At 71.9% G+C, this 23,262-nt stretch carries 18 protein-coding genes; 8 read left to right on the top strand and 10 right to left on the bottom strand.

The annotated features are described in order from the left end of the window. Window positions 1-31 precede the first annotated feature (31 nt). Window positions 32-1,360, bottom strand: coding sequence for a M20/M25/M40 family metallo-hydrolase (locus tag ACFXKZ_RS10065; RefSeq protein ID WP_379998450.1), 1,329 nt, complete (start codon window positions 1,358-1,360; stop codon window positions 32-34). 293 nt (window positions 1,361-1,653) lie between these two features. On the opposite strand from ACFXKZ_RS10065, the gene ACFXKZ_RS10060 reads away from it, so the two are divergent. Together ACFXKZ_RS10060 and ACFXKZ_RS10055 are read left to right on the top strand one after the other, a co-directional pair. Continuing rightward, window positions 1,654-2,526, top strand: coding sequence for a TIGR04222 domain-containing membrane protein (locus ACFXKZ_RS10060; protein WP_379998448.1), 873 nt, complete (start codon window positions 1,654-1,656; stop codon window positions 2,524-2,526). A 357-nt stretch (window positions 2,527-2,883) separates the two neighbouring features. Next, the gene (locus ACFXKZ_RS10055) at window positions 2,884-4,134 is read left to right on the top strand and encodes a class I SAM-dependent methyltransferase (RefSeq protein ID WP_379998694.1); all 1,251 of its coding nucleotides are present in this window, start codon (window positions 2,884-2,886) and stop codon (window positions 4,132-4,134) included. Between the two features lie 345 nt (window positions 4,135-4,479). Here the strand turns inward: ACFXKZ_RS10055 and mshC are convergent, their stop codons facing one another. The 4 genes from mshC to ACFXKZ_RS10035 all read right to left on the bottom strand — a co-directional run bounded on the left by mshC (window position 4,480) and on the right by ACFXKZ_RS10035 (window position 8,055). Further along, complete coding sequence (gene mshC / locus ACFXKZ_RS10050; RefSeq protein ID WP_379998446.1) at window positions 4,480-5,706, bottom strand: cysteine--1-D-myo-inosityl 2-amino-2-deoxy-alpha-D-glucopyranoside ligase; 1,227 nt, start codon at window positions 5,704-5,706, stop codon at window positions 4,480-4,482. Window positions 5,707-5,846: 140 nt separating this feature from the next. Continuing rightward, window positions 5,847-6,671 (bottom strand): SCO1664 family protein, encoded by an 825-nt coding sequence (locus tag ACFXKZ_RS10045; RefSeq protein ID WP_379998444.1) that lies wholly within the window; start codon window positions 6,669-6,671, stop codon window positions 5,847-5,849. Then, window positions 6,668-7,237, bottom strand: coding sequence for a DUF3090 domain-containing protein (locus ACFXKZ_RS10040; RefSeq protein WP_078978035.1), 570 nt, complete (start codon window positions 7,235-7,237; stop codon window positions 6,668-6,670). Before ACFXKZ_RS10040 ends, ACFXKZ_RS10045 begins: the two co-directional genes overlap by 4 nt. A gap of 92 nt (window positions 7,238-7,329) precedes the next feature. After that, window positions 7,330-8,055, bottom strand: a complete 726-nt coding sequence (locus ACFXKZ_RS10035) for an MSMEG_4193 family putative phosphomutase (protein WP_379998442.1) — start codon at window positions 8,053-8,055, stop codon at window positions 7,330-7,332. A 180-nt stretch (window positions 8,056-8,235) separates the two neighbouring features. On the opposite strand from ACFXKZ_RS10035, the gene corA reads away from it, so the two are divergent. Both corA and ACFXKZ_RS10025 read left to right on the top strand, forming a co-directional pair. Continuing rightward, on the top strand, window positions 8,236-9,210 hold the full coding sequence (gene corA / locus ACFXKZ_RS10030) for a magnesium/cobalt transporter CorA (RefSeq protein WP_379998440.1): 975 nt from the start codon (window positions 8,236-8,238) through the stop codon (window positions 9,208-9,210). Between the two features lie 256 nt (window positions 9,211-9,466). After that, a complete protein-coding gene (locus ACFXKZ_RS10025; RefSeq protein WP_379998438.1) occupies window positions 9,467-10,090 on the top strand; it encodes a hypothetical protein in 624 nt (207 codons plus the stop codon). Window positions 10,091-10,368: 278 nt separating this feature from the next. On the opposite strand, the gene ACFXKZ_RS10020 is transcribed toward ACFXKZ_RS10025, so the two are convergent. After that, complete coding sequence (locus ACFXKZ_RS10020) at window positions 10,369-11,418, bottom strand: LLM class F420-dependent oxidoreductase (protein ID WP_379998437.1); 1,050 nt, start codon at window positions 11,416-11,418, stop codon at window positions 10,369-10,371. A 209-nt stretch (window positions 11,419-11,627) separates the two neighbouring features. Between ACFXKZ_RS10020 and ACFXKZ_RS10015 the strand changes: the two genes are divergently transcribed. After that, entirely contained in the window at window positions 11,628-12,608 is a 981-nt protein-coding gene (locus tag ACFXKZ_RS10015) for an aldo/keto reductase (protein ID WP_379998435.1), read from the top strand. A 34-nt stretch (window positions 12,609-12,642) separates the two neighbouring features. Here ACFXKZ_RS10015 and ACFXKZ_RS10010 read toward each other — a convergent pair whose 3' ends face one another. Then, a complete protein-coding gene (locus ACFXKZ_RS10010; RefSeq protein ID WP_379998433.1) occupies window positions 12,643-13,167 on the bottom strand; it encodes a GNAT family N-acetyltransferase in 525 nt (174 codons plus the stop codon). 390 nt (window positions 13,168-13,557) lie between these two features. Here ACFXKZ_RS10010 and ACFXKZ_RS10005 point away from each other — a divergent pair, with 390 nt between their 5' ends. Further along, the gene (locus ACFXKZ_RS10005; RefSeq protein ID WP_379998431.1) at window positions 13,558-16,695 is read left to right on the top strand and encodes a helix-hairpin-helix domain-containing protein; all 3,138 of its coding nucleotides are present in this window, start codon (window positions 13,558-13,560) and stop codon (window positions 16,693-16,695) included. Window positions 16,696-16,767: 72 nt separating this feature from the next. On the opposite strand, the gene ACFXKZ_RS10000 is transcribed toward ACFXKZ_RS10005, so the two are convergent. The 3 genes from ACFXKZ_RS10000 to ACFXKZ_RS09990 form a co-directional block, all read right to left on the bottom strand. Then, window positions 16,768-17,865, bottom strand: coding sequence for an ABC transporter ATP-binding protein (locus ACFXKZ_RS10000; RefSeq protein WP_379998429.1), 1,098 nt, complete (start codon window positions 17,863-17,865; stop codon window positions 16,768-16,770). A 218-nt stretch (window positions 17,866-18,083) separates the two neighbouring features. Beyond that, window positions 18,084-18,902 carry an MOSC domain-containing protein gene (locus tag ACFXKZ_RS09995; protein ID WP_379998425.1) on the bottom strand — a complete coding sequence of 273 codons (819 nt, stop codon included), beginning with the start codon at window positions 18,900-18,902 and terminating at the stop codon, window positions 18,084-18,086. Between the two features lie 142 nt (window positions 18,903-19,044). Beyond that, window positions 19,045-19,563, bottom strand: a complete 519-nt coding sequence (locus ACFXKZ_RS09990; RefSeq protein ID WP_201260900.1) for a DUF6643 family protein — start codon at window positions 19,561-19,563, stop codon at window positions 19,045-19,047. A 940-nt stretch (window positions 19,564-20,503) separates the two neighbouring features. On the opposite strand from ACFXKZ_RS09990, the gene ACFXKZ_RS09985 reads away from it, so the two are divergent. Beyond that, window positions 20,504-21,037, top strand: a complete 534-nt coding sequence (locus ACFXKZ_RS09985; protein WP_379998423.1) for a hypothetical protein — start codon at window positions 20,504-20,506, stop codon at window positions 21,035-21,037. 906 nt (window positions 21,038-21,943) lie between these two features. Continuing rightward, entirely contained in the window at window positions 21,944-22,978 is a 1,035-nt protein-coding gene (locus ACFXKZ_RS09980) for an ADP-ribosylglycohydrolase family protein (RefSeq protein ID WP_379998421.1), read from the top strand. Window positions 22,979-23,262: the final 284 nt, after the last annotated feature.

Here is a 23,262-nt window from a genome sequence, read left to right as displayed (position 1 = left end):
GCCCGGCCGCGCGCCCCCGCTCGGCGATGTCTCACGCGTTGTCGAGCAGGTGATCCAGCACCCGGACACCGAACTTCAGCCCGTCCACCGGGACCCGCTCGTCCACGCCGTGGAACATGCCCGCGAAGTCGAGGTCGGCCGGCAGCTTGAGCGGCGCGAACCCGAAGCAGCGGATGCCCAGATCGGCGAAGGACTTCGCGTCGGTGCCACCCGACAGGCAATACGGCACGGCGCGCGCGGCCGGGTCGTGCGCGCGCAGTGCGGCCGACATGGCCTCGACCAGGGCGCCGTCGAAGCCGGTCTCCAGGGCCTGGTCGGTGTGGATCGTCTCGCGGCGTACGCGCGGGCCCAGGACCGCGTCCAACTCGGCGTGGAACTCGTCCTCGAAGCCCGGCAGGAACCGGCCGTCCAGGTGGGCGGTGGCCTGCCCGGGGATCACGTTGACCTTGTACCCGGCGTTCAGCATGGTCGGCTGCGCGGTGTTGCGGATGGTCGCGCCGATGATGCTCGCGATCGGGCCGAGCCGCTCGATGGTGGACTCTATGTCGTCCGGGTCGAGTTCGATGCCCAGCGCGTCGGAGACCTCGTCCAGGAACGCGCGCACGGTCTTGGTGACCCGGACCGGGAACTTGTGCCGCCCCACCCGGGCGACCGCCTCGGCCAGTTCGGTGATCGCGTTGTCCTTGGCGATCATCGAGCCGTGGCCGGCGGTGCCGTCCACGATCAGCCGCATCCAGTCCATGCCCTTCTGGGCGGTCTCGACCAGGTAGAGCCGCAGGTCCTCGTTGACCGTGAAGGAGAAGCCGCCGACCTCGCCGATCGCCTCGGTGACGCCCTCGAACAGGTCGGCGTGGTTGTTCACCAGGTGCCGGGCGCCGAACACCCCGCCGGCCTCCTCGTCGGCCACGAAGGCGAGTACGACGTCGCGCGCGGGCGGCCGGCCGGATCGTACCCGGTCGCGCAGCACCGCGAGCACCATCGCGTCCATGTCCTTCATGTCGACCGCGCCCCGACCCCACACGCAGCCGTCGGCGATCTCACCCGAGAACGGGTCGTGGGTCCAGTCGGCGGCGTTCGCCGGGACCACGTCGGTGTGGCCGTGAATCAGCAGGCCCGGCCGGGACCGGTCGGTGCCCTCGATCCGGACCACCGTGCTGGCCCGGCCGCGCTCGGATTCGTAGATCTTCGGCTCCAGGCCGACCTCGGCCAGCTTTTCGGCGACGTATTCCGCGGCGGCCCGTTCACCCGGCCCCGATCCGTCGCCGTAGTTGCTCGTGTCGATGCGAATCAGGTCGCGACACAGGTCGACGACCTCGTCTTCCGCGCGGGTGGTGGGCTGGGGACGGACAGCCTCCGTCATGACGGCTCCTCGGGGAAGGCGGAACGGCACGTGTGTACGGGTGTACCACCATCCTGCACCCGCGAGCGGATCCGACCGAGCCCGGGCACCGTTCTGACGATCAGTCAGTCGAGTGGGGTCGGTCGCGGGGTCGGTACGGGGCCGCCGGGCGAGCGCGCGGCGACCGCTCGGCGACGGTCCCCGGAACGTAGGGAGATGCCTCTGACCGGGGGGATTGGGCCACTGCTACCTTCCGGATCAGGGTGAACAAGCCGCACACACCCGCGAGTCGGACCATCGGGAGGAGACGTCACATGAACGGCACGGCGTGGGGTCTGACGGGTCCCGAATTTCTCCGCCTCTACGGCGGGATCGCCCTCGGACTCGTGGTCCTGGCGATCGTGTTGCGGATCGTGCTCGCCTGGGCGGTCCGCGGCCAGGCGCGCAGCGGGCCGCTGGGCGCGTACGACGCGGCCTACCTGGCGGGCGGCCCGATGCGGGTGGCCGACACCGCCCTGGCGTCCCTGATCACCGAGGGCTACGTACACGTCCAGCGGGTCGGTCGGGTCACCGCCGCGACCGGATCGCGTCCGCCGGAGCCGGTGGCCGCGGCGATGCTGGACGTCGTCCGCACCACGCGCGGCACCCGACTCGCCCTGCTGCGAGGCTGGTCGCGCACTCCCATGCGGGAGGAGATCGAGCGCAGTCTGGTCGAACGCGGACTGCTGCACTCGCCGCTCGCGCGTCGGATCGCCAAGACGCCCTCCCGGCTGCTGTTCGTGCTCGGACTGGTGGGCATCGCCCGCTTCGTCAACGGCCTGGCGCACAGCCGGCCGATCGGCTTCCTGGTCCCGATGATCGTGCTCACCTTCGTCTTCGCGGGGCTGACCGCGGCGGGCTTTCGGACCACTGCGGCGGGCCGCCGGCAGCTGCGCGAGCTGACCACACAGTTGCGGGCCGACCGCCGCTCCGGTGCCCTGGTCGGCGCGGGCGCGCTGTCCGGCCTGTTCGTGGTGGCCTGTCTGGGCCTGGCCGCACACCCCGACCCGGACGCCCGGCTCGCGCTGGTCGCGTACGGCGGCTCCGGCGGCAGCGGCGGGGGCGGGGGCGACGGCGGCAGCAGCTGCGGTGGCGGGAGCAGTTGCGGCGGAGGCGGGGGCTGTGGCGGTGGCGGCTGCGGGGGCTGAGCCCCGAGTCCGGTGATCCGCCCGCTCGACGATCGAAGAAGACCGGCTCCGCATCCTCGACTCCGGGATGCGGAGCCGACGCACGTCGGGCCGCCGCCGCGCGCCGCGCACGACGCTCCGCCGCGGCCGTCGGCACGGGTTCTCCCGGCCCACGGCTGTCGCCGCCCGTTCCGGGAAGAGTGGGACTCGAATGGGAGTTCTACGAGTCGCCGTTCCTCCCGAGGCGGGCAGCCGTCGATCGGGTCGGCCCAACCGGAGGGAGGCGCGGCGCGGACGGTCACGTCGCACCAACCGGGTGCGCGGCCGCGCGGCGTACCCGTGGTGCGAGCACGGGGCTGGAGGGAGTCTGCGTTGAGTGTGATCGAGGTTGCCCCGACCCGGGTCGATCCGGTGCGCTGGCCCGATGTGGCGGAGGTGCCGCGTCGACCGCTGCGCGCCGCCGCGGCCCGCTTCCTGTTCGAACGAGCGGTGGCCCGGCTGCCGTTGCAGGTGTGGATCGACGGCGCGCTGCGCGGCGACGGGGACGCGAAGGCGCCGGTGATGCGGATCGTGCGGCCGGACGCGTTCTTTCGTCGGGTGGGCACGGGTGGGCTGATCGGCTTCGGCGAGGCGTATCAGGCGGGCGACTGGGAGGCGGACGACCTGACCGCGGTGCTCACCGTGTTCGCCTCCCGGGTGAGCACGCTGATTCCCCCGGCACTTCAGCGACTTCGCCCCCTGGTGATACCGCGCCTGCCGCGTGCCCAGCGCAATACCGTGGCCGGCGCCAAGCGCAACATCCACCGGCACTACGACCTGTCGAACGAGCTGTTCGCCACCTTCCTGGACGAGACGATGTCCTACTCGTCGGCGGTCTTCGAACAGGGCCCCGACGGCGGACCGCGCGCCGACGAGGACGGGTTGCCCGAGGCCCAGCGGCGCAAGATCGACCGGCTGCTCGACCTGGCGGACGTCGGCCCCGGTACCCGACTGCTGGAAATCGGCACCGGATGGGGCGAGTTGGCGCTGCGCGCGGCCGAACGCGGGGCGGACGTACACACCATCACCATCTCGGCCGAACAGCGCGACCTGGCGGTGGCGCGGATCGCGAACGCCGGCCTGGCCGATCGGGTCCGGGTCGAGTTGCGCGACTACCGCCACGTGAGCGGCAGTTACGACGCGATCGTCAGCGTGGAGATGATCGAGGCGGTGGGGGAGGAGTACTGGCCCACCTACTTCGCAGTGCTGGACCGACTGCTCGCGCCCGGCGGCCGGGTCGCGTTGCAGTCGATCACGATGCCGCACGACCGGATGCTGGCCGGTCGGGACACGTACACGTGGATCCACAAGTACATCTTCCCGGGCGGTCTGATCCCCTCCGACGACGCGGTGCGCAAGGCCGCCACCGCGACCCGGCTGCGGGTCGCGGACAGCAGGTCGTACGGCCTGCACTACGCCGAGACGTTGCGGCTGTGGCGGGAGCGGTTCGACCGGCGGGCCGACGACGTCGAGGCGTTGGGCTTCGACCACGTGTTCCGGCGCATGTGGGACCTGTACCTGTCCTGGTCGGAGGCGGGCTTCCGGTCCGGCTACCTGGACGTGCGGCAGTACCTGCTGATGGAGGCGTGAGCGCGAGAGCGGCGGGATCCGAGGGAGATCCGCCTCGCGGAGCCCGGTTCGGGGGCAATGTCGGGGAATCGGGTCGGCGACTCCCTCGAAGTTTCCGCCGAAGATGAGGGCTTCCCCTGAAGTGCCGAGGGATTCCCGCGTGATCTGCTTATGACGCGGGCGAGGGGTCCGCTCCGATCGGCCGTCGCGGGGGTGTGGCCGGGCGGAGCGGGCACCGACCCCGGGCCGGTGCCGGGCAGGTGCCGGTGATCCACGAAGGCCCCGAACGGCGAGTGCCGTTCGGGGCCTTCGTGGTGGTCCGGGCCGATGCGGCCGTCGCGGCCGGTCGCCGTCGTCGGGTCGCGGTTACAGGGCCACGCCGAGGATCGCGTCCAGCGCCCGCGAGGCCACGCCCGGGGCGGACATGTCCTCGCCGCCGTCGGCGAGTTGCCGCGCCGCCCAGGCGTCCATGGCGGCCAGCGCGCCCGGGGCGTCCAGGTCGTCGGCCATCCGTTCGCGGATCGCGGCGAGCAGTTCGGTGGTGTCGGGCCCGTCGGGACGGCCGACCGCCGCGCGCCACGTGGCCAGCCGTGCCTCGGCCTCGGCGAGGACCGTGTCGGTCCACTCCCAGTCGCTGCGGTAGTGATGGGCCAGCAGGGCCAGGCGGATTGCCATCGGGTCCACGCCCTCGCGGCGCAGCTTGGAGACGAACACGAGGTTGCCGCGCGACTTGGACATCTTCTCGCCGTCCAGCGCGACCATGCCCGCGTGCACGTACGCCTTCGCGTACGGCACCTCGCCGGTGACCACGTGCGCGTGCGAGGCGCCCATCTCGTGATGCGGGAAGACCAGGTCGCTGCCGCCGCCCTGGACGTCGAAGCCCATGCCGAGGTACTTCAGCGCGATCGCCACACACTCGATGTGCCAACCGGGGCGCCCCGCGCCGAACGACGCGTCCCAGGACGGCTCGCCCGGCCGCGCCGCACGCCAGAGCAGCGGGTCGAGCGGGTCCTTCTTGCCGCTCCGCTCGGGGTCGCCGCCGCGCTCGCCGAAGATCTCCAGCATCCGGGCGGCGGTGTATCCGGACACGCCGCCGAAGCGCTCGTCCGACACGATCGAGAAGTAGATGTCGCCGTCGACCGAGTAGGCCGCCTCCTTGGCGAGCAGGTCCTCGATCAGCGGCACGATCAGCGGGATCGCCTCGACCACGCCGATGTAGTTCGCCGGCGGGAGCACCCGCAGCGACGCCATGTCCTCGCGGAACAGCGCGGTCTCGCGCTCCGCCAACTCGACCCAGTCGACGCCGTCGCGCACGGCCCGCTCCAGGAGGGGGTCGTCCACGTCGGTGACGTTCTGCACGTAGTCCACGGTGTGGCCGGCATCCCGCCAGACCCGCTGGAGCAGGTCGAAGGCGACATACGTGGCCGCGTGGCCCATGTGGGTCGCGTCGTACGGCGTGATGCCGCACACGTACAACCGCGCGACCGGTCCCGGGGTGACCGTCACCAGCTCGTGCACGGAACTGTCGTGCACGCGCAGGGACGCACCCTGACCAGGGAGAACGGGGAGCTCGGGTGCAGGCCAGGCATACATACGTATGAGCCTAACGTCCGCGGGGGGTGAAGATCTTCCAGGGTTGGCAGACGAATTTCCGCGTCTTTACCCGCGCCGGGGTGCGCCGGCCGGCGCCGTCGGCCGGGAACGCCCGGTCGACTCGTGAATTTCGTCTCGAGTCAGATCGGCGGCCACGGAATCACGTGCCGGCGGCCGTCCGGCTTCGGCAGCCGGCCCTCGGCGAGCAGAACTCTCACCCGTTCGCGGGTGGCCTCGACCTCGTCCGGCGTAATCAGCTCGCCCAGACGCACACCCAGCGCGCCGTGCAACTCCTCGGCCAGCGAGGTCAGCGCGGCGCGCGCGGAGGCCGGCAGCGGCTCGCCCGCCCAACCCCACAGGAGGGTGCGGAGTTTGTCCTCGACGTGGAAGCAGATGCCGTGATCGATCCCGTACACGTGGCCGGCCGGGCCGGGCAGGAGGTGGCCGCCCTTGCGGTCGGCGTTGTTGATCACCGCGTCGAACACGGCGATGCGCTGCAGTACGTCACCGGCGGCGTGCACGAGCAGGGCGGGCTGCTCCTTGCCCTGTTCGTCGGGGACGACCACGTGTGCGATCGGCTTCCAGGCCGGTCCGGGGTCGACCGCCGGCAGGATCGCGACCGGCTCGGGCTCGTCGTCCGCCCGCTTGTGGTCGATCCACAACTGGCACATGCCCGCGCCGTACGGGCCCTCCCGGAACACCGTGGTCGGCACGATGTCCCAGCCCAGCGCCTCGGACACCTCGTACGCCGCCACCTCGCGCCCCGCGAGCGTGCCGTCGGGGAAGTCCCACAGCGGACGCTCGCCCGCGACCGGCTTCCACACGCACGGCAGCGACACGCCGTCGAGCGTCGCGACGCAGTACAGCGTGGCGTTGGAGGCGTCCTCCAGGCGCGCCTGCACCGTCAGCTCACCCCGGCGCAACAGCTCCGGGACGGCGGCGGCGTCGAGGACCGTGTCGGTCAACGCCGGTACCCGTTGGCGCGCGGGCAGATGTGGCCCTCGGCGTCCATCGGCAACCCGCAGAAGGGACACGCCGGCCGCCCGGCCGCGACCACGAGCAGCGCGCGCTTCGCGAACGCCCGGGCCTGGCCGCCGGTGAGCCGCACGCGGAGCAGCGGCGGGCCGTCCTCGTCGTCGTCATCGCCGAGCAGGGTGTCCTCGGGGGAGTCGTCGTCGGGGACCTGGGCCTGCGCCTCGACCACGAGGCGTTCGTCGTCGGCGTCCCACGCGAGGGCCATCGTGCCGACCCGGAACTCCTCCAGGATCGGCGGCAACAGCGGTCCGGAGTCCTCAAGTTCGGCGGGCGTCACGGCCGGTACGGCGGTCTCGCCCCCGGTGCGGCGCACCAACTCGTCGAGGAGTTCGTCGACACGTTCGGCCAGGACGGACACCTGGGTCTTCTCCAGCGCGACGCTCGTCACGCGGCCGGCGGCGGAGGCCTGGAGGAAGAAGGTTCGCTGGCCGGGTTCACCCACGGTGCCGGCGACGAAACGGTCCGGGGGGTCGTACAGGAAGACCTGGCGGGGCACGATCTGCTCCGTGTTTCTGTCGAGAGCTGGACGGGTGGTCGATCGGGTCGGTCGGCCAGGGCGCGCGGGGGGAGCACGCCCTCCGAAGAACCCTACGGCGCGCCGGCTCCGCCGCCCACCACCGCGTCGCCGGACGCCGGCCCGTGCCGTCCGTCGGGCGGCGGCAGCAGGCCGGCCACCGAGCCGCCGGTGTCGTTGAGGCGGCCGACGGTCGGCCGGTGAGTACCGTACGTGATCACCGTGAGCGAGCACGGATCCACCTGGATCCGCTGGAACAGGTCCAGGTGCATCCCGAGCGCGTCCGCGACCAGCGCCTTGATCACGTCGCCGTGCGAGCAGACCAGGTACATTGCGTCGGGTCCGTGCTCGGCGGCGATGCGCTCGTTCCAGTCGCGGACCGCGTCCACCGCGCGGGCCTGGGTGGTCCGCAGCGCCTCGCCGCCCGGGCCGGGGAAGGTGACCGCGCTCGGGTGTGTCTGCACGGTCTGCCACAGCGGGTCCTCGGCAAGCTTCTTCAGCTCCTGCCCGGTCCAGTCGCCGTAGCGGCACTCGCCGACCCGCTCGTCGACCTGCGCGCCCGCGTCGAGCGCGAACTTGGTCCCGAGCCGGGCGGTCAGCACCGCCTCCGAGGTCTGCCGGCAGCGCTCCAGCGGGCTGGTCACCACCGCCGCGAGCGGCACCTCCGCGATCCGCGCCGCCAGCGCGGCGGCCTGTTCCTCGCCCCGATCGTCCAGGAACACCTCCGGCGTCCAACCGGCGAGGACTCCGGAGGAGTTGGCCGTGGTCCGTCCGTGCCGAACAAAGAGCACCGTCGTCATGGGGTCAAGCCTATGTCGGGGTGGTGCGGGCGCCGTGCGCGAGGCGTGCGTGAGGGGTGGGTGGAGCGTGGGAGGGGTGTGGGTGGGGGCGGCCGGGGTGTGGGTGGGGCGTGGGTGGGGGTGGGGCAGTTGGTGGGTCGAGCCGAGTCGGTCGGGCGCGTGAGCCGGCAAACTGGCCGGGTGATCGTCGACTGCGCCATCTATACGAACGGCCGCCGGACCGAAGGACCCGCCGACTTCTCCGACGCGCTGGACGAGGCTCGGCGGGTCGGTGACTCGTTCCTGTGGATCGGGCTGCACGAGCCGACGCCGAGCGAGTTCGACCTGGTCACGAGCGAGTTCGGGCTGCACCCGCTGGCGGTCGAGGACGCGTTGCACGCGCACCAGCGGCCCAAGCTGGAGACCTACGACGACTCGATCTTCCTGGTCCTGAAGACGCTGCACTACTACGACGAGACGTCGTCCGTGGAGACCGGCGAACTGATGATGTTCGTCGGCGACTCGTTCGTGGTGACCGTCAGGCACGGTCCGGGCGCGGAGCTGAAGTCCGTGCGCCGCCGGGTGGAGAAGCAGCCCAAGCTGCTCAAACACGGTCCCGGCGCGGTGATGTACGCGGTCGCCGACGCGGTCGTGGACGCCTATCTCGCCATCGCCGGCGAGCTGGAGACCGACCTGGAGGAGCTGGAGGCGCGGGTCTTCTCGCCGAGCCGGGAGAACGACGCCGAGCGGATCTACCTGCTCAAGCGCGAGGTCCTGGAGTGCCGGCGCGCCGCGCTGCCGCTGATCGAGCCGATACGGCGGCTGGCCACGTCCGAGGTCGCCTTCGTCCCGGCCGACACCCGGCCGTTCTTTCGGGATGTTGCCGACCACGTGACCAGGGTCACCGAACAGATCGAATCGTTCGACCGGTTGTTGTCCGACGTCCTGGGCGCGCACCTCGCGCAGGTGGGTGTGCGGCAGAACGAGGACATGCGCAAGATCTCCGCGTGGGCGGCGATCTTCGCGGTGCCGACGATGATCGCGGGCGTGTACGGGATGAACTTCGAGCACATGCCGGAGCTGAAGTCGGTGTGGGGGTACCCGGGGGCGGTGGCGCTGATGGTGCTGTCGTGTGTGGGGTTGCATCGCATGTTCCGGCGGAGCGGGTGGTTGTAGGGGGCGGGGTGGGCTCCGTGTTCGGTCACCGCCGTACCGGTTTCGGTGGCCGGCGCGTCCGGGGCTCCGGTTCCGCCGGCGTGTCCTTTGTCGGGTGTGGTCGTTGAACTCGGTACCGGCCGTGGCGGGGATGCACTGGACTCCCCCGCCGCGGCCTGATTTCGTTCCGTGAGCGATCAAGCGGTGGACGCCGGCACCGCCCACGCCGGACTCTCGTAGGCTTCTGCTTGTACAGACGCGGCGGAAGCAGGTGGGGATGTTCGGCAAGTCGGGCAGGCAGCGCACATCGGGGACGCGCCCGGCCCAGGTTCCGGGGGCCGGAGCCGCCGGGGCCGACTGGTCCGCGCACACCCAGCTGGAGGACGCGGTGCGGTCCTACCTGCTGCACCCGGACGTGGCGATGGAGGCCCTGGGCTCGGTGCTGGGCCGCCGTCCCGTGCGCGGCTTCACGCTCGAACGGGTCGTGGACATCAACGCGAACGGCACCTCGGTCTGGCAGGAGGCGGCGGTCTGCGACGACCGGCGCCTGGTGCTGTGGCACAGCGAGGACATGACCGACCCGTCCGCGCCCGGTGGCACGGTGCTGGATTCCTCCGTGCAGGTGATTCCGCTCGGGTCGGTGTCGCACGTCGGGATACGCACCCTGGTGGGCACCGACAACGACGGGCGGCGGCAACTGCGCGGCGCGTTCGTGTTCCTGGCCACGCCGACGCTGCAGGAGGTGGCGACGGTGCGCGGGGAGGACGGCGCGTCGACGGGGCGCTTCCGGCAGGAGGCGTACCGGTTCAGCAAGTCGTTGGAGGACGGCGGGCCGGGGCAGATTCGCCGGCTGTTGGAGTTCGCCGAGGTGATCGCGGCGCGGGTGCCGGGGCCGCGCTGAGGGTGTCGGTGCGGGTGGGTGCTTCGGGCGCTGCGGGTGCGGCGTGGATGATCGTGCGGCGGGCCCTGGCGCGTGTCTTCGAACCCCCGCCGAGCTCCGCGGCGTGAGCGCAGCGAGGAGCCCGAAGGGCGGATGCCGTGCATCGGCGTGCCGGAGAAGCAGGTGCACAGTGGTTCCATTCGCCTGTTTCTCCGGGGCGGCGAGGTGCGGTGCCGGGCGTCGCGGAGCCCGACGGGGGTTTGAAGACACACGCCAGGTGTGTCGGGCCCGCCGTCGGGTCAGGAGCCGGTGCCGGAGAGGTCCAGCGCCTCGGCGGCCAGGCGCAGCGCCGCCACCCGTTCGTCGAGGGTGCTGCCGTTGGGCGCGATGGTCAGGGTGGTCACGCCGGTGTCGGCGTAGGCCTGCATACGCTCCGCGATCCGCTCCCGGCCGCCGAGCAGGCTGGTCTTGTCGATGAAGTCGTACGGGACGGCCGCGCCCGCGCCCGCGTAGTCCTTCGCCAGGAACCTGTCCTGGATCTCCTTGGCCTCGGCCTCGTAGCCCATGCGGACCGCGAGCCGGTTGTAGAAGTTCTGGTCCCGGCTGCCCATCCCGCCGACGTACAACGCGGCGTAGCCGCGCACCTGTTCGGCCGCCTGCCGAGGGTCGTCGCCGACCACGAGCGGGACGGTCGGCACGACGTCGAAGTCGGTCATCGCCAGGCCGGCCTTCTCCCGGCCGGCGCGGATGTGTACGAGCGATTCCTCGGCGTGCTCCGGGGCGTAGAAGACACCCAGCCAGCCGTCGGCGATCTCGCCGGTCAACTCCAGGTTCTTCGGGCCCACGGCGGCGATGTAGAGCGGGATGTGCTCGCGTACCGGGTGCACGGTGAGCTTGAGCGGCTTGCCCGGGCCGCCGGGCAGCGGCAGCGTCCAGTTGGCGCCCTCGTGGGCGACCCGCTCGCGGCGCATCGCCTTGCGGATCACCTCGACGTACTCGCGGGTGCGGGCGAGCGGCTTGTCGAACTTGACCCCGTACCAGCCCTCGGACACCTGCGGCCCGGACACGCCCAGGCCGAGCCGGAACCGGCCGCCGGAGAGCACGTCGAGCGTCGCGGCGGTCATCGCGGTCATGGTCGGCGTCCGGGCCGGGATCTGGAAGATCGCCGAGCCGACGTCGATTCGGGTGGTCTGCGCCGCGACCCAGGACAGCACGGTGGCCGCGTCCGAGCCGTAGGCCTCCGCGGCCCAGCAGACCGCGTAGCCGAGCCGGTCGGCCTCCTGGGCGACGGCCAGATTGTCGGCGTCGTTGCCGGCGCCGAAGTAGCCGAGGTTGATTCCGAGTCGCATCTCCGCGGACCCCCTGTTCGACGTCTGTCCGACGTCCGTCTCACGCCGGGACGGCGTTCGTCCGGCGTTCGTCCGACTGGTTGGCGCTGCCTGTCGCCTCGGCAGACCATACCGCGTGACCTACCCGTCGGTAACCTGTCTCGCCGGCATACCGCCGAACGGCCCCGCCAACGGCGGCGCGGGGGAGGGAACGGCTAGTCTCCGGTGCCATGGAGCAGCGACATCTCGGCCGCACCGGCCTGCGGGTCTCCCGCATGGGGCTGGGCACCATGACATGGGGACGAGACACCGACGAGCACGACGCGGCCGACCAGATGAAGGCATATCTGGATGCCGGCGGGAACCTCGTGGACACCGCCGACGTATACGCCGACGGTGAGGCCGAGTACATGATCGGCCGCCTCCTCGACGGGTACATCCCGCGCTCGGAGGTGGTGATCGCGACCAAGGCCGCGAGCGTGCCGTACAGCGAGCGCCGCTTCGACGGCTCGCGCGGCCACCTGCTCCAGGCGCTCGACCACTCGCTGGCCCGCCTCGGCACGGACCATGTCGACCTGTGGCAGTTGCACGCGTACGACCCGTCGACGCCGCTCGAGGAGACCCTGCACGCGCTCGACCTGGCGGTCACCAGCGGGCGGGCCAGGTACGTCGGGGTGTCCAACTTCTCCGGCTGGCAACTGGCGAAGGCGGCCACGTGGCAGTCGGCGGCCCCCGGCCGGGTGGTGGTGGCCAGTACGCAGGTGGAGTACTCGCTGCTGCAACGCGGCATCGAACGCGAGGTCCTGCCTGCGGCCCTCGACCTGGGCGTCGGCCTGCTCCCGTGGTCGCCGCTGGGACGCGGGGTGCTGACGGGGAAGTATCGCCACGCCATGCCGGCCGACTCCCGGGGCGCATCCGCCCACATGGGCCCCTTCGTCGCCCCGTACCTGGACGACCACTCCCGCCGCATCGTCGACGCCCTGGCCACCGCCGCCGACGGCCTGGGCGCGGCTCCGATCGAGGTGGCCCTGGCCTGGGTCCGCGACCGGCCGGGCGTGGTCGCGCCGATCGTGGGCGCCCGCAACGCCGGCCAGCTCCGCGCGTCGTTGGCGGCGGAGTCCGTGACGCTTCCGACCGAGATCCGGAACGCGTTGGAGGACGTCTCCCAGCCGATGACGGGCTACCCGGACGATTCGTGGAGCCAGGCTTAGGGGGGCGTCGGTGGTCCGATGGGGCGCGGCGGGCTCATACCCGGGTTTCGAGCACCTGGCCGGGCCAGAACGACCCGTCCGCGCGCAGCACCTCGAACTCCAGGGTCGGGGTGAAGCCGAGCTTCTCGTAGTCGTGCACGAGCCAACCGTCCTCGCCGGTCCGACAGTGCGTGCGGAGCAGTCGGATGCCGCGCCGGGCGGCTTCGGCCCGGGCGTCGGCGACCAGGGCCGCGATGTCGAGATCCCAGTGCCTCGCATCGCTGACCAGGAGGTACAGGTATAGCTCGGGCTCGTCGGCCGGCGGGACGAACTCCGGGGCCTCGTCGGTCGGTACGGAGCCGCCGGTGATGCCGTCCGACGGGTGCCGGCAGATTCGCGTTCGGCCGGCGCGGGTGTGGCGCAGCACCTGTTTGACGATCGGCGGGGGTTCCTCCCACTCCAGGGTTTCGGGCAGGTCGACGTAGCGCGTCGGGAGCAGCCAGGTGGTGTGCTCGTAGAGCATCGAGACGAAGTCCGCTACGTCGTCGAGGCTGCCTTGGGTGACCTTGATGTCGATCATGGTGTCCTTCCCGCGCGCCGGTGGCTTGGCGGGCGGTTGGCACGGTATTGCCGGGGACCGACAGCGGCGGGGGCTGTGGGGCCGTGGGGCTGCCGAGTGTCGGTCGGTCCTGGTTGGTTGGGTGTGCGGAGCGTGCGGTTGGCGGGTCGTCGTCGGGACGGATGTCGGGTCGGCGTTGGTCGGGGTGAGGTCGGTGTTCGGGGGCGCGCCCGTCGGGGGTTTCGCTGGATCGGGTGGGTCGAGAGGGGCGGCTTCGGTGCGGCGGAAGGTGTCGGACGGCCGGGTACGGCAGTTTGGGACCATCGATTCCGGCGAGGGTCGGTGACACCGGCGTGGCCGGTTGTGTGTCGGGGTGTTCGAGCGGACGAGTGTGGGTCGGGTGTGGCTGACGTGAGTGTGGGCGGTGCGGGCGGCGTGAACGGCGACGGTGCGGAAGCCGATTCGGAGGATGCGACCGAGCGTCGGGCCGGGGCCGGCCCCGGAACCACGCCGACCCGGGCCGGCTCCGAGCACGCGCCGTCGGATCCGGAGCCCGAACCGTCGCACGCCCGGGACAACCGGCCGAAGGCCGACCCGGTGGCCCTCCTTCGCGACCAACTCGCGAGGTTGGCTCGCGGCGAGGCCCCCGAGGTCGTCGGCGGCGTGGCGCACATCGAGACCGCCGACCCGAACCACGCCGAGCGCGCCCGCCGTCGCACGACGGTGGCCGCGGAAGCCGCCGAGGCCGAGGCCGCCGCGATTGCCGCCGCCGAGGCCGAAGCGCAGGCCGCAGCCGAGGCTGCGGCGGCGGCCGAGAAGGCCCGTGGCGAGGGGGCTTCGGACGACCTGGCCGCTGCGGAGGATCCGGTGTCTGCTCCCTCGTCGACGGACGAACAGGCCCGCCGAGAGGTCGAGGACGGCGATGATGCGCCGTCCCGTCGAGAGGTCGAGGTCGGTGACGAGGCAGCGCCTCGTCAAGAGCCGGAAGCGGGTGAAGGGGCACGGTCCCACCGAGAGCCCGGGGCCGGTGAGGAAGCGCCGCCCCGTCGGGAGCCGGAGGCCGGTGACGAAGCGTTGTCCCATCGAGAGACCGAGGCCGGTGACGAAGCGTTGCCCGATCGGGGCACCCGGCGTGTCCCTCGGCGCATCCGCGACCTGGACCTCCCGCCGGAGCCGGACAACGAGGGCGCCGCTGTCGAATCGGACGGTCCGGCCCCTGCCGACGCTTCGCCAAGCCCGGCCACCGGCGACGCGGCCACGACCTCGCCGGTTGACCAGGGCACGGAGACCGGGACCCCCGACAGCGCCGCTCTCGCCCCTCAGCTGTCGGAGCCGGTGGGCGGTCCGACGAACCCGGCCGGCGGCGGCGACGCCCGACTCGCGGCCGATGAGAGCGCAGTCCGACCGCCGAACGCCGCCGACGCGACGGCCGCGACGCCTGAGCCCGCCGACGAGGGCTCCGCGCGCGCCGACCGGGATCGGGCAGCGGAGGTGAGGTCACTTCACCCGAAGGCTGCGCGCGGCGCCGACGCCGTGGAGGCCGTCGACGCCGGTACCGAGGACGCTTCCCCCGGCTCGGACGCCGAGAGCGATGTTGTCGCTGCTCCGGATGGCGACGGCGATGGGTCGGGCTTCGGGAGGGGCGGTGGTGCCCTTGCTTTTGGGGGTGACGGCGGCAGGTCCCCGATGGTGGGCGAGAGCGGTACGCCCCGGGGGCCGGGCGTTGGCGAGGGCGGTGGGCGCGAGCGTGAGGCCTGGGGGCGGCCCGGTGGTGGTGGCGGTGCCTCCGATCCGGGGGTGGGGGAGGTGGAGCGGCGGCCGTTCGGTGTCGTGGTTGCCGATGTTGCTCGGCTGCTGGGGGCTGCCGGGGCTCCCGAGGGAATGGCTCCCCGGGTGGTTGCCGCGCTGGGGAGCGAGGCGGCGGAGCTGTTGGCGGGTGATCCGTGGGCATTGCTCGGCGTGGCGGGGATCGCGCCGCAGCAGGCCGACCTGTTCGCGCGTGGGGCGGTGGGTGCCGCGTGGGCCGCCGACGATCCTCGGCGGGTGCGGGCGATTGTGCTGTGGCTGCTTCGCCGGGCCGCTCGCCAGGGGGATACCGCGATCGAGGCCGATGCCGTTCGGGCGGCGCTCGGGCACTTCGAGGTGGGTGAGCCCGATACGGCGTTGCGCGCCATATTGGCCGAGGGTCGGGTGATGGCCTTCGCCGCCGTACCTGCCGCCTCCGCCGAGGCGGGGGGCGAGGAGGACGGCGACTTCGACGAAACGGACGACGGCGACGGGGACTTCGAGGCCGACTTCGAGGAACCCGACGAACTCGCCGCCGTCGGTGGTGTGCTGCTCGCCCTGGACGACTACGCCCTTGCCGAGGAGGCCATCGCCGAGGCAGTCGTGCGGCTGATGTCGACGGTCGAGCCCTGGCCGGCGTTCGGCGACGGCAAGCTGGATCGGGCGCTGGCTTCGACCGGCGTCGTGCTCTACGCCGCGGGCCCCGGTGAGGAGCCGCCCGCAGCGATTTCGGCCGTCGTCGCGAAGGTTCGGGCGGCCGGGCTTCGGGCGGTCGTGGTCGCCCCGACCACCGACGGCCGGGATCGCCTCGGCGCCGGTGCGGTCGGTCTGCGCGAGTTGGCCGCGATGGAACGTGGCCCGGACGGCACCCTCGAACTCGACCTCCTCGTCGTCACGGACGCGACCCTGCTCGACGTCACGGCCGCGGCGGCGATTTTCGAGGCGGTTCCCGACGGCGCCAGGCTCCTGCTGGCCGGCGACCCGGCCGGCCTCGAATCGACCGGTCCGGGACGGGTGTTCACCGATTTGGCCGCCACCGGCGCGATCCGTGCGCTGGTCGCGCCGAACGTCCCGGACGGACCCCTCGAAGCGCTCGCGGACGGCATCCGGGACGGCCGGCTGCCACCGATTCGGGATCCCGAGCGCCGTGTCGTGCTGATCCCCGCCCGCACCGGCGAGGAAGCCGCCCATCGCTGCGCCCAGTTGGTGGCCGACTCGATTCCGAGGGCGATCGGCATCGCGGCGCGGGACGTGCTGGTCGTCGCTCCCCTGGCCACGGGGCCCGCCGGCGCGAACGCGCTCAACGCCGCCCTGAAGGCGCGGCTCAACCCGGTTCCGGGCGGCGGGAGTTCGCCGACGCCGGGCGCCATCGACGTCGGCGACCGGGTGATCCGGGCCACGACCGACCCGAGTTGCGGGGTGGTCCAGGGGACGGTGCGCGAACTCCTGCCCGACGGGCGGGCGGTCGTGCTCTTCGGGACGGCCGCGCCGGAGGCGGTACCCCCGACGGAGCTTCGCCACGGTTGGGCCCTGACGGCCCGTCAATCCCTGGGCGTGCGGCGTCCGGCCGCGGTGGTCGTACTGCCCGCCGAGGGCGCCGACGCCTACACCAGGGCCCTCATGTACACGCTCGTCACGCGAGGCGAACGCCACGTCTCGATCGTGCACGCGGCCGGTCCGGCCCTCGCCGCCGCGGTGGCCGCCGACCCGACCCGGCAGCGAACCACCCACCTGCGGCAGGCGTTCGGGGAGGCGGCCGGCTGAGGGACCCTCGGCGCCCGGGCGCGGTGAGCCCGGGCGTGTGCGTGGGCGCGTGCGTGTGCGGGTGCGTGAACTTCAGTCGGCGAGGCGTTCGCCGGTGGACTTCGAGAACTTGTGGATCTCGTCGATGCGGGGGGTCACCCGCAGCGTCTCGCCCTTGTGCGGCACCCGATTGCCGGGCACCCGGACGACCAGGGGCGCGGGCGAGTCGTCGACCCGGGCGGTGCCGTATACGTAGGCGTCGGAGCCCAGTTCCTCGACCACGTCCACCGTGACGGGCAGGCCGCCGGCGTCCGCGTCGGAGGTGACCTCCAGGTGCTCCGGGCGGATGCCGACCGTGATCCGCTCGGCCTTCTCGGCGCGGGCCGTTTCCAGCGCCCCGCGGGTGAGCGGGATCGGGGCGTCGCCGAACCGGAAGCCGTCCTCGGTCAGTTCGGTGTCGATCAGGTTCATCGACGGCGAGCCGATGAAGCCGGCCACGAACACGTTGTTCGGGTGCTCGTACATCCGACGTGGGGTGTCGACCTGTTGGAGGATGCCGTCGCGGAGTACGGCGACGCGGTCGCCCATGGTCATCGCCTCGACCTGGTCGTGCGTCACGTAGACCGTGGTGGTGCCCAACCGCCGTTGCAGGCCCGCGATTTGGATGCGGGTCTGGACGCGGAGCTTGGCGTCGAGGTTGGACAGCGGCTCGTCCATCAGGAATACGCGCGGTTCGCGGACGATCGCGCGGCCCATCGCGACGCGTTGGCGCTGACCGCCGGAGAGCGCCTTCGGCTTGCGGTCGAGGTATTCGGTGAGGTCGAGGATCTTCGCGGCCTCGGTGACGCGTCGGGCGATCTCGTCCTTCGGCCGATGTGCGATCTTGAGCGCGAAGGCCATGTTCTCGGCCACCGACATGTGCGGGTAGAGCGCGTAGTTCTGGAACACCATCGCGATGTCGCGGTCCTTGGGTTCGAGGTTGGTGACATCGCGGTCGCCGATGCGGATCGCGCCCGAGTTCACGTCCTCCAGGCCCGCGAGCATCCGCAGGGCAGTGCTCTTCCCGGAGCCGGACGGGCCGACCAGGACGAGGAATTCGCCGTCGCCGATCTCCAGCGAGAGCTGGTCGACGGCGGGCCTGTCGCCCTTGGTGTACCGGCGGGTGGCTCGGTCGAACGTGACGGTAGCCATGGAGTCGCGCCCCTCACCCGGCAGGAACGTGCCGGACGGTCCTAGGTAGTGGGGGTATCAGCGTGTCGGGGGACCGGGGGCGTGGGGTCGGGGCGCGCGGAGGATGTCACCCACGTGAGTGACGCCGGTGCGCCGGGTGGCGGGGCGGGGCGGTGTGGCGCGGTGCGCGCGGGGCCGGCCGCGCCGTGGTCCGGTCAGTCTGTTTCGAGGACTTCGAATCAGTCCGCTTCGAGGACTTCGAAGGTGTCGCCCACGTGGAGGATGCCGGTGGTGTGGGCGGGGAGTTCGGGGACCAGGTTCTGGCCGAAGACCAGCTTGGTACCGAAGCGGCGGTGTCTGCCCAGGGTCCGGAGCGGTTCGGGGCCGCGTTCGCCGGTCCACTGGTCGGTGGTGGTGATGACACAGCGCGAACACGGCTTGACCACGCGGAAGACGACATCGCCGATCCGAATCCGACGCCAGCGGTCCTCGGCCCAGGCCTCGGGCTCGTCGATGACCACGTTGGGGCGGAAACGGTTCATCGGCAGTGGGGATTCGACGAGACCGTTCAGCGCTTCGAGTGAACCCGTCGTGGTCAGGAGCAGCGGAAAGCCGTCCGCGAAGCTCACTCGATCGGATGAGTCCGCGAACCTCTGATCGGGCAACCGCCGGGTCGGGTCGTCCAGGTAGACGAGCCGCACGTCGATGCCCAGCAACTTCCCGAACCACGTATGCGCGTCGTCCGGGCCCACGGCGGCCTCGACCTCGTCGTTCCAGACCGTCACCGGCACGAGCCGGACCTCGGCGGGCGGCTCGATCCGGAGTTCGTCCATCGAGGGCGCGCGGACGACCAGTCGTCCGCCGTCCTCCTGACGTACTGCCACGGTCGCGAGCAGGGGCTGCTTGCGTTGGCTGAGAAACCGTCCGGTGGTGTCCACCAACATCCAACGCCGGTCCCCGGCAAGGCCCCACGGCTCGACCACGGCCTCGGAGAGGTCGATGCCACGGGTGGACTTGATCGGGTACAGGTGCAGGGAGGCGAGGTGGCGGTGGCGCATGGCTTCACTGTTTCACGCCGGCCCGTGAGGGCCGACGGCGGCTCCGCGCGACGCCTCGGCTCGGGGACGGCCACGCGGGACGTACGGGTATGACGACTCTCGGTACTCGACCTTGCTCGGGCGTGCGCTCGGCGTCGTTCGCTCAGTAACGGGGCGGGAATTGGCCAGGCTCGCCCATGTTCGGCACACGCGGCGCGGGAACCTGCGGCGGCTGGACGTACTGCGCGGCGTACTGCCCGGCACCCGGCTGCGACTGGTGCACGGCCGGCTGCGGAGCCTGCGGCGCGGCCGGGGCCATCGACGCATAGCCCGACATGGGCGCGTTGTTGTACTGACCGCCCCCGTACTGCGGAGCGCCACCGTACTGCGCGGGCACCGGCAGCGGCGCGGGCAGCGCGGGCATCGGCGCGGGCGCGTTGTAGCCGTAGCCCGGGGTCGACGAGCCGTACGCGGGCGCGGGCGACGAGTACGAGGAGGGCAGCGCCGGAAGGGCGGGGAGCGCCGGTCGTTCGCCGAAGAGCGGGTGCATGGCGAAGTCCGGGAGGGGCACGTTGAAGGGGCCGATCTCCGGCCGGCCCCGTTCGGCCACCAGCCGGTCGTAGATCGGGGTCTCCGAATACGGCGAGTAGATGCCGCCGTCATAGGCGCGAGCCGAGGTCATGGCCGATAAGGTACGCGATTCGCGGCGCTTGCGAACCCCCTGGGTCGTGACGAATTTCAGCGGGTTGCGTCTGAACTTCGTCAAGGCTTGCCAATAGCCCGTGCCGGGGTGCTTCCGCCGCCTGCGCAGGCGATGTGATAGGGCGTCACATTTAGGTCGTTTCCGCAACTCCCGACACCCGGGGTCAACCAAACCGACGGGCGTGTCGGGAGGGGGCGGGTTGGGGGCCGGGGCGGCGGGGCGAGGGCGCGACGGGAGGCATTCGGCCTTGCTTGCGGGGGCGGCTGCCGGGGTCGGCGGGGCTCGACCCCGACGGGCGGGTGCCGGCCTCGCCGACGGGGGCGGGTTGCGGGGCGTGGCGGCCGGACCTGGCGGGGCCGATTCTTGATGGCAGGGCGCGGGGCCGCGCCCGGGGATGGAGGCTGTGGGGCCCAGCCGCGTGATCCGACGGGGTCAACCTCGACGGCAGACATGTGGCTCCGTCCGGGGATGCCGGCCGAGATGCGCCTCCGGGTGCCCTGGCGGGCTTCCACCTCGACGGCAGGCCACGCGTCGGCCGCGGACGCCGACTGCGGGGCACGGCTGCCCGACCTGGCGGGGCCCAACCTCGACGGCAGGGGCGCGGATCGCGCCCCTGGACGCCCGCCGCGATGCACCACCGACCCCGCCGGTTCTCAAGCCGACTGCAAGGCACGGGACTTGCTTTCGGCCACCCGGCGCGCCGCAGCCCGACCCGGCGGGCTGTCGCGTCGAACGCAGGGCTTGGGTTCGGTCGGTTTTTCGGAGGCTCTCGCGAGTGGGTCGGGGTGTTCCGACGGACGTTGTGCTTTGGTTCGCGGACCGAACGCTCGCCCTGGGCGCGCCGGTCGGTGCCCGCCGCGGCCCGGGCGGGGTTTCGGAGCAGTGGAGAGCGGCCGTTCGCGTGACGGTGACGAGGCACGTGACAGTTGCGGCGGCCGGTCGATTACCGTGCCCCTCGGGGCCGACCGCGTACCGGCCCCGGCCGCGCCGGGGGCTCGGCGGGCACCGACTGGAACTGCGTCGGGTCGGCTCGAACGTCTACCTCAAAGCCCCGGACGAATACTGGAAGGCGGCCCTGAGGCCGGCCGACGCGAACGCCGCGGCCGGGCGCCGCGACAAGTACGTCCGGATCGACGCGGACGACTCGCGCTTCGAGGACATCACCCGGATCGCGGAGTACGGCAACGTCGCAACGGTCGTCACGGACTGGCGATCCCCGGCCAAGGAACGCTCCGAGGAGATCGTCGACGGCACGCGAACGATCGTGCCGGGGCTGTGTGGCGGCCCACGGTTGCACGTGCCCGCCACGGGGAACCCGGTGCCGATCCGGCTGGAACTCCCGGAGAACGGCACCGTCGAGTGGTCCGACCTCGGCAAGCCGGTCGATGTCACCGCGCCGTCCACATCGGACACCGTCGACCTCCCATCCGAGGCCACCAACCCCACGAACTGATCGGCCCCGGTCCCTACGGCGGCGACGGAGTATGTGCCCCGGCGTCCGGGCCGCCGGCCGTCTACGAACCGGACCGGCGCGCAGCCGCGCTTCGAGCCGGGCCTGTCGCTCGTCGGGTTGCCGCTCGGTCGCGACGGCTTGGTCGGCCGTCCTCCCCGGCCCCGGGCGTGCAGGGCCCGAGGTTAGGGGGCGCTGGGTCAGTCGAGAGCCCCGCCCACCTCGCCGACGGTGGCCGGGGTGAGGTGGTCGATCAGCTCCGACGGCCTCTCGGCGAGCGAGGTACCGGAGAGCAGCGCTTCCGGCGCCGGGGCCGCCGGTCCGACCCTGGGTCGCCCGGCCCCATGTTTCCTGCGTGCGTTCGCCGCCCGAAGCGGTATCTCTCCACGAACCGTGCGCAGGCCCGCCGAGGAGTCATCCCATACATCGAGGTCTTCGGTTCGGCAGTGGGTGCGGGGTGTCGGGGCCGGGAGCCGGGACGAGGGGTGACCGAGCATTGAGCGTCGAAGTCGACCGGCACGAAGCAAGAGGGTGAAAGCCAAGCATGTGAAGCGAATACGGTGAGCGACGATCGAATTCGTGAAGATTTGCTCGCGGGGTCGTCCGGGACAAGGTCGTCTTCTCGAGATGATTGGCTTTGACGGTGATTCCGGGGTGGGCCTGTGAGGTAACCCGATCAACGCGAGGACCGGCCCAAGATGGGCGAAACGATCGTTTACTTTGAAATGATTGGTGCACGATTGTGTGCTCTGGAGACGAGTGCTGCAGAGATGGGCGGCACCGAGGTGTTTGACACCACGAACATTTGGCTTGAGACAGGTGCTTCGGAGGCGGTTGGCGCCACGATGCTTGCGGGGTGGATCGTCCTGGGCAAGAGCTTCTGGACCGGGCGTGATTCCTGGGAAGTCGATGGAGTTCGATGGCTTGCGGGGGGATGGATTGTTGCGAGACGAGTCGAGTCGGGAAAAGATCTCGGGGGTTGATGCGTTGGTTGATGAACTGCTGCCTCCGGCCGGGGGGATTGATCTGCCGCCGGTTCGCGCCGTGTTGTTCGATCGGATCCACGGGGGATGGATCGGGCGATGCCTTGGCGCCCGTGAGGCGAGGCAGGGATTGGGTTCCGGTCCGGCCGAGGATCGCAGTGACGCGGTTGATCGGGCGGTTTTGAGTCTGCGGGTTTTGGAGTCGTACGGGCCGGGGTTCACGAGTGCGCAGGTTGGCGGATTGTGGTTGCTTACCCTGCCGTTCCTACGGGCCTTTGCGGCGGAGCAGGCCGCGTATCTGCGTTTGCTTGAGGGGGATTTGCCCCCGACCACGGCAGGTGATGGGAGCGGGTCGGGTGAGGCGATGACGCGGGCCGACCTGTATGGCTATGTGGCGCCCGGGGATCCGAGGCGGGCGGCTCGGTTGGCTCGGAAGGATGCGGTGGTGTCGCATGCCGGGGAGGGGGTGTACGCCGCCATGTGGTGTGCTGCCCTTGCGGCGGCGGCCTTCACGGCTCGGGATGCGGCGCAGGCGGTCGGTGTTTCGTTGCGGCACGTTCCGGTGAAGTCGGGGGTGTCGCGGGTGGTTCGGGATGTGTTGGTTGCGTCTGCGCGTGGGTGGGCCTGGGACCAAGTGGTCGCCGAGGTACGACGAGAGTCCGGGAGCGACGATCGGCACGACGCGTCGGGGAGCGCGGGGCTGATCGCGGCTGGGTTGTTGTGGGGAGACGCCGATCCCGCTCGGCAGATTGGGCTGACTGTGCGCGGCGGGTGGGACGTTCATGCCACCGCGCCGTTGGTGGGCTCGATCGCAGGCGTGTTGCACGGTGCCGAGGCGGGATGGCCGGAGGGGGCGGCGACTCGGGTCGAGACCGCGCTGCCCGGGGAAGGCGTTTGCGCGCTGCGGCAGTTGGCGCGGCGGACTCTGGCGGTGAGCGGAACCGAGTTGCCCCTGCGGTGACGTTGGACCATGGGCCGGGTGCCCGAGGCGGCTGAACCGTCGTTGGTGGCGGGGTGGCGGGGTGGCGGGGTGGCGGGGTGGCGGGGTGGCGGGTTCGTTTGCGGACTCGGGCGCCGGCGCACGTTGTGGTGGCTGGGATGCGGGTCCTGGCGGGGCCATTCGTACCGTGGCGACGGCTGACGACCGCTCTGGGGAGCCGTCGGTGTGCCGGCCGGGGTGGTTGCGCCGTGGCTTTCGGCCGTGGGCGGCGCTGGACTGCGTCCTGAGGTGACGGCCGGTGGGCG

The sequence above is a fragment of the Embleya sp. NPDC059237 genome (genome assembly GCF_042754105.1).
In the GTDB taxonomy this organism is placed as follows: Bacteria; Actinomycetota; Actinomycetes; order Streptomycetales; family Streptomycetaceae; genus Embleya.
This window is presented reverse-complemented; position numbering and strand designations above follow the sequence as displayed.

Coding starts and splice junctions, on each gene's coding strand:
- ACFXKZ_RS09995 (WP_379998425.1), bottom strand. CDS start 18,902: ATGCGCCACCGCCACCTCGCCTCCCTGCACCTGTACCCGATCAAGTCC.
- ACFXKZ_RS09990 (WP_201260900.1), bottom strand. CDS start 19,563: ATGACCTCGGCTCGCGCCTATGACGGCGGCATCTACTCGCCGTATTCG.
- ACFXKZ_RS09980 (WP_379998421.1), top strand. CDS start 21,944: ATGGAGTTCGATGGCTTGCGGGGGGATGGATTGTTGCGAGACGAGTCG.
- ACFXKZ_RS10065 (WP_379998450.1), bottom strand. CDS start 1,360: ATGACGGAGGCTGTCCGTCCCCAGCCCACCACCCGCGCGGAAGACGAG.
- ACFXKZ_RS10000 (WP_379998429.1), bottom strand. CDS start 17,865: ATGGCTACCGTCACGTTCGACCGAGCCACCCGCCGGTACACCAAGGGC.
- ACFXKZ_RS10060 (WP_379998448.1), top strand. CDS start 1,654: ATGAACGGCACGGCGTGGGGTCTGACGGGTCCCGAATTTCTCCGCCTC.
- ACFXKZ_RS10015 (WP_379998435.1), top strand. CDS start 11,628: ATGGAGCAGCGACATCTCGGCCGCACCGGCCTGCGGGTCTCCCGCATG.
- ACFXKZ_RS10025 (WP_379998438.1), top strand. CDS start 9,467: ATGTTCGGCAAGTCGGGCAGGCAGCGCACATCGGGGACGCGCCCGGCC.
- ACFXKZ_RS10035 (WP_379998442.1), bottom strand. CDS start 8,055: ATGACGACGGTGCTCTTTGTTCGGCACGGACGGACCACGGCCAACTCC.
- ACFXKZ_RS10020 (WP_379998437.1), bottom strand. CDS start 11,418: ATGCGACTCGGAATCAACCTCGGCTACTTCGGCGCCGGCAACGACGCC.
- ACFXKZ_RS10010 (WP_379998433.1), bottom strand. CDS start 13,167: ATGATCGACATCAAGGTCACCCAAGGCAGCCTCGACGACGTAGCGGAC.
- mshC (WP_379998446.1), bottom strand. CDS start 5,706: ATGTATGCCTGGCCTGCACCCGAGCTCCCCGTTCTCCCTGGTCAGGGT.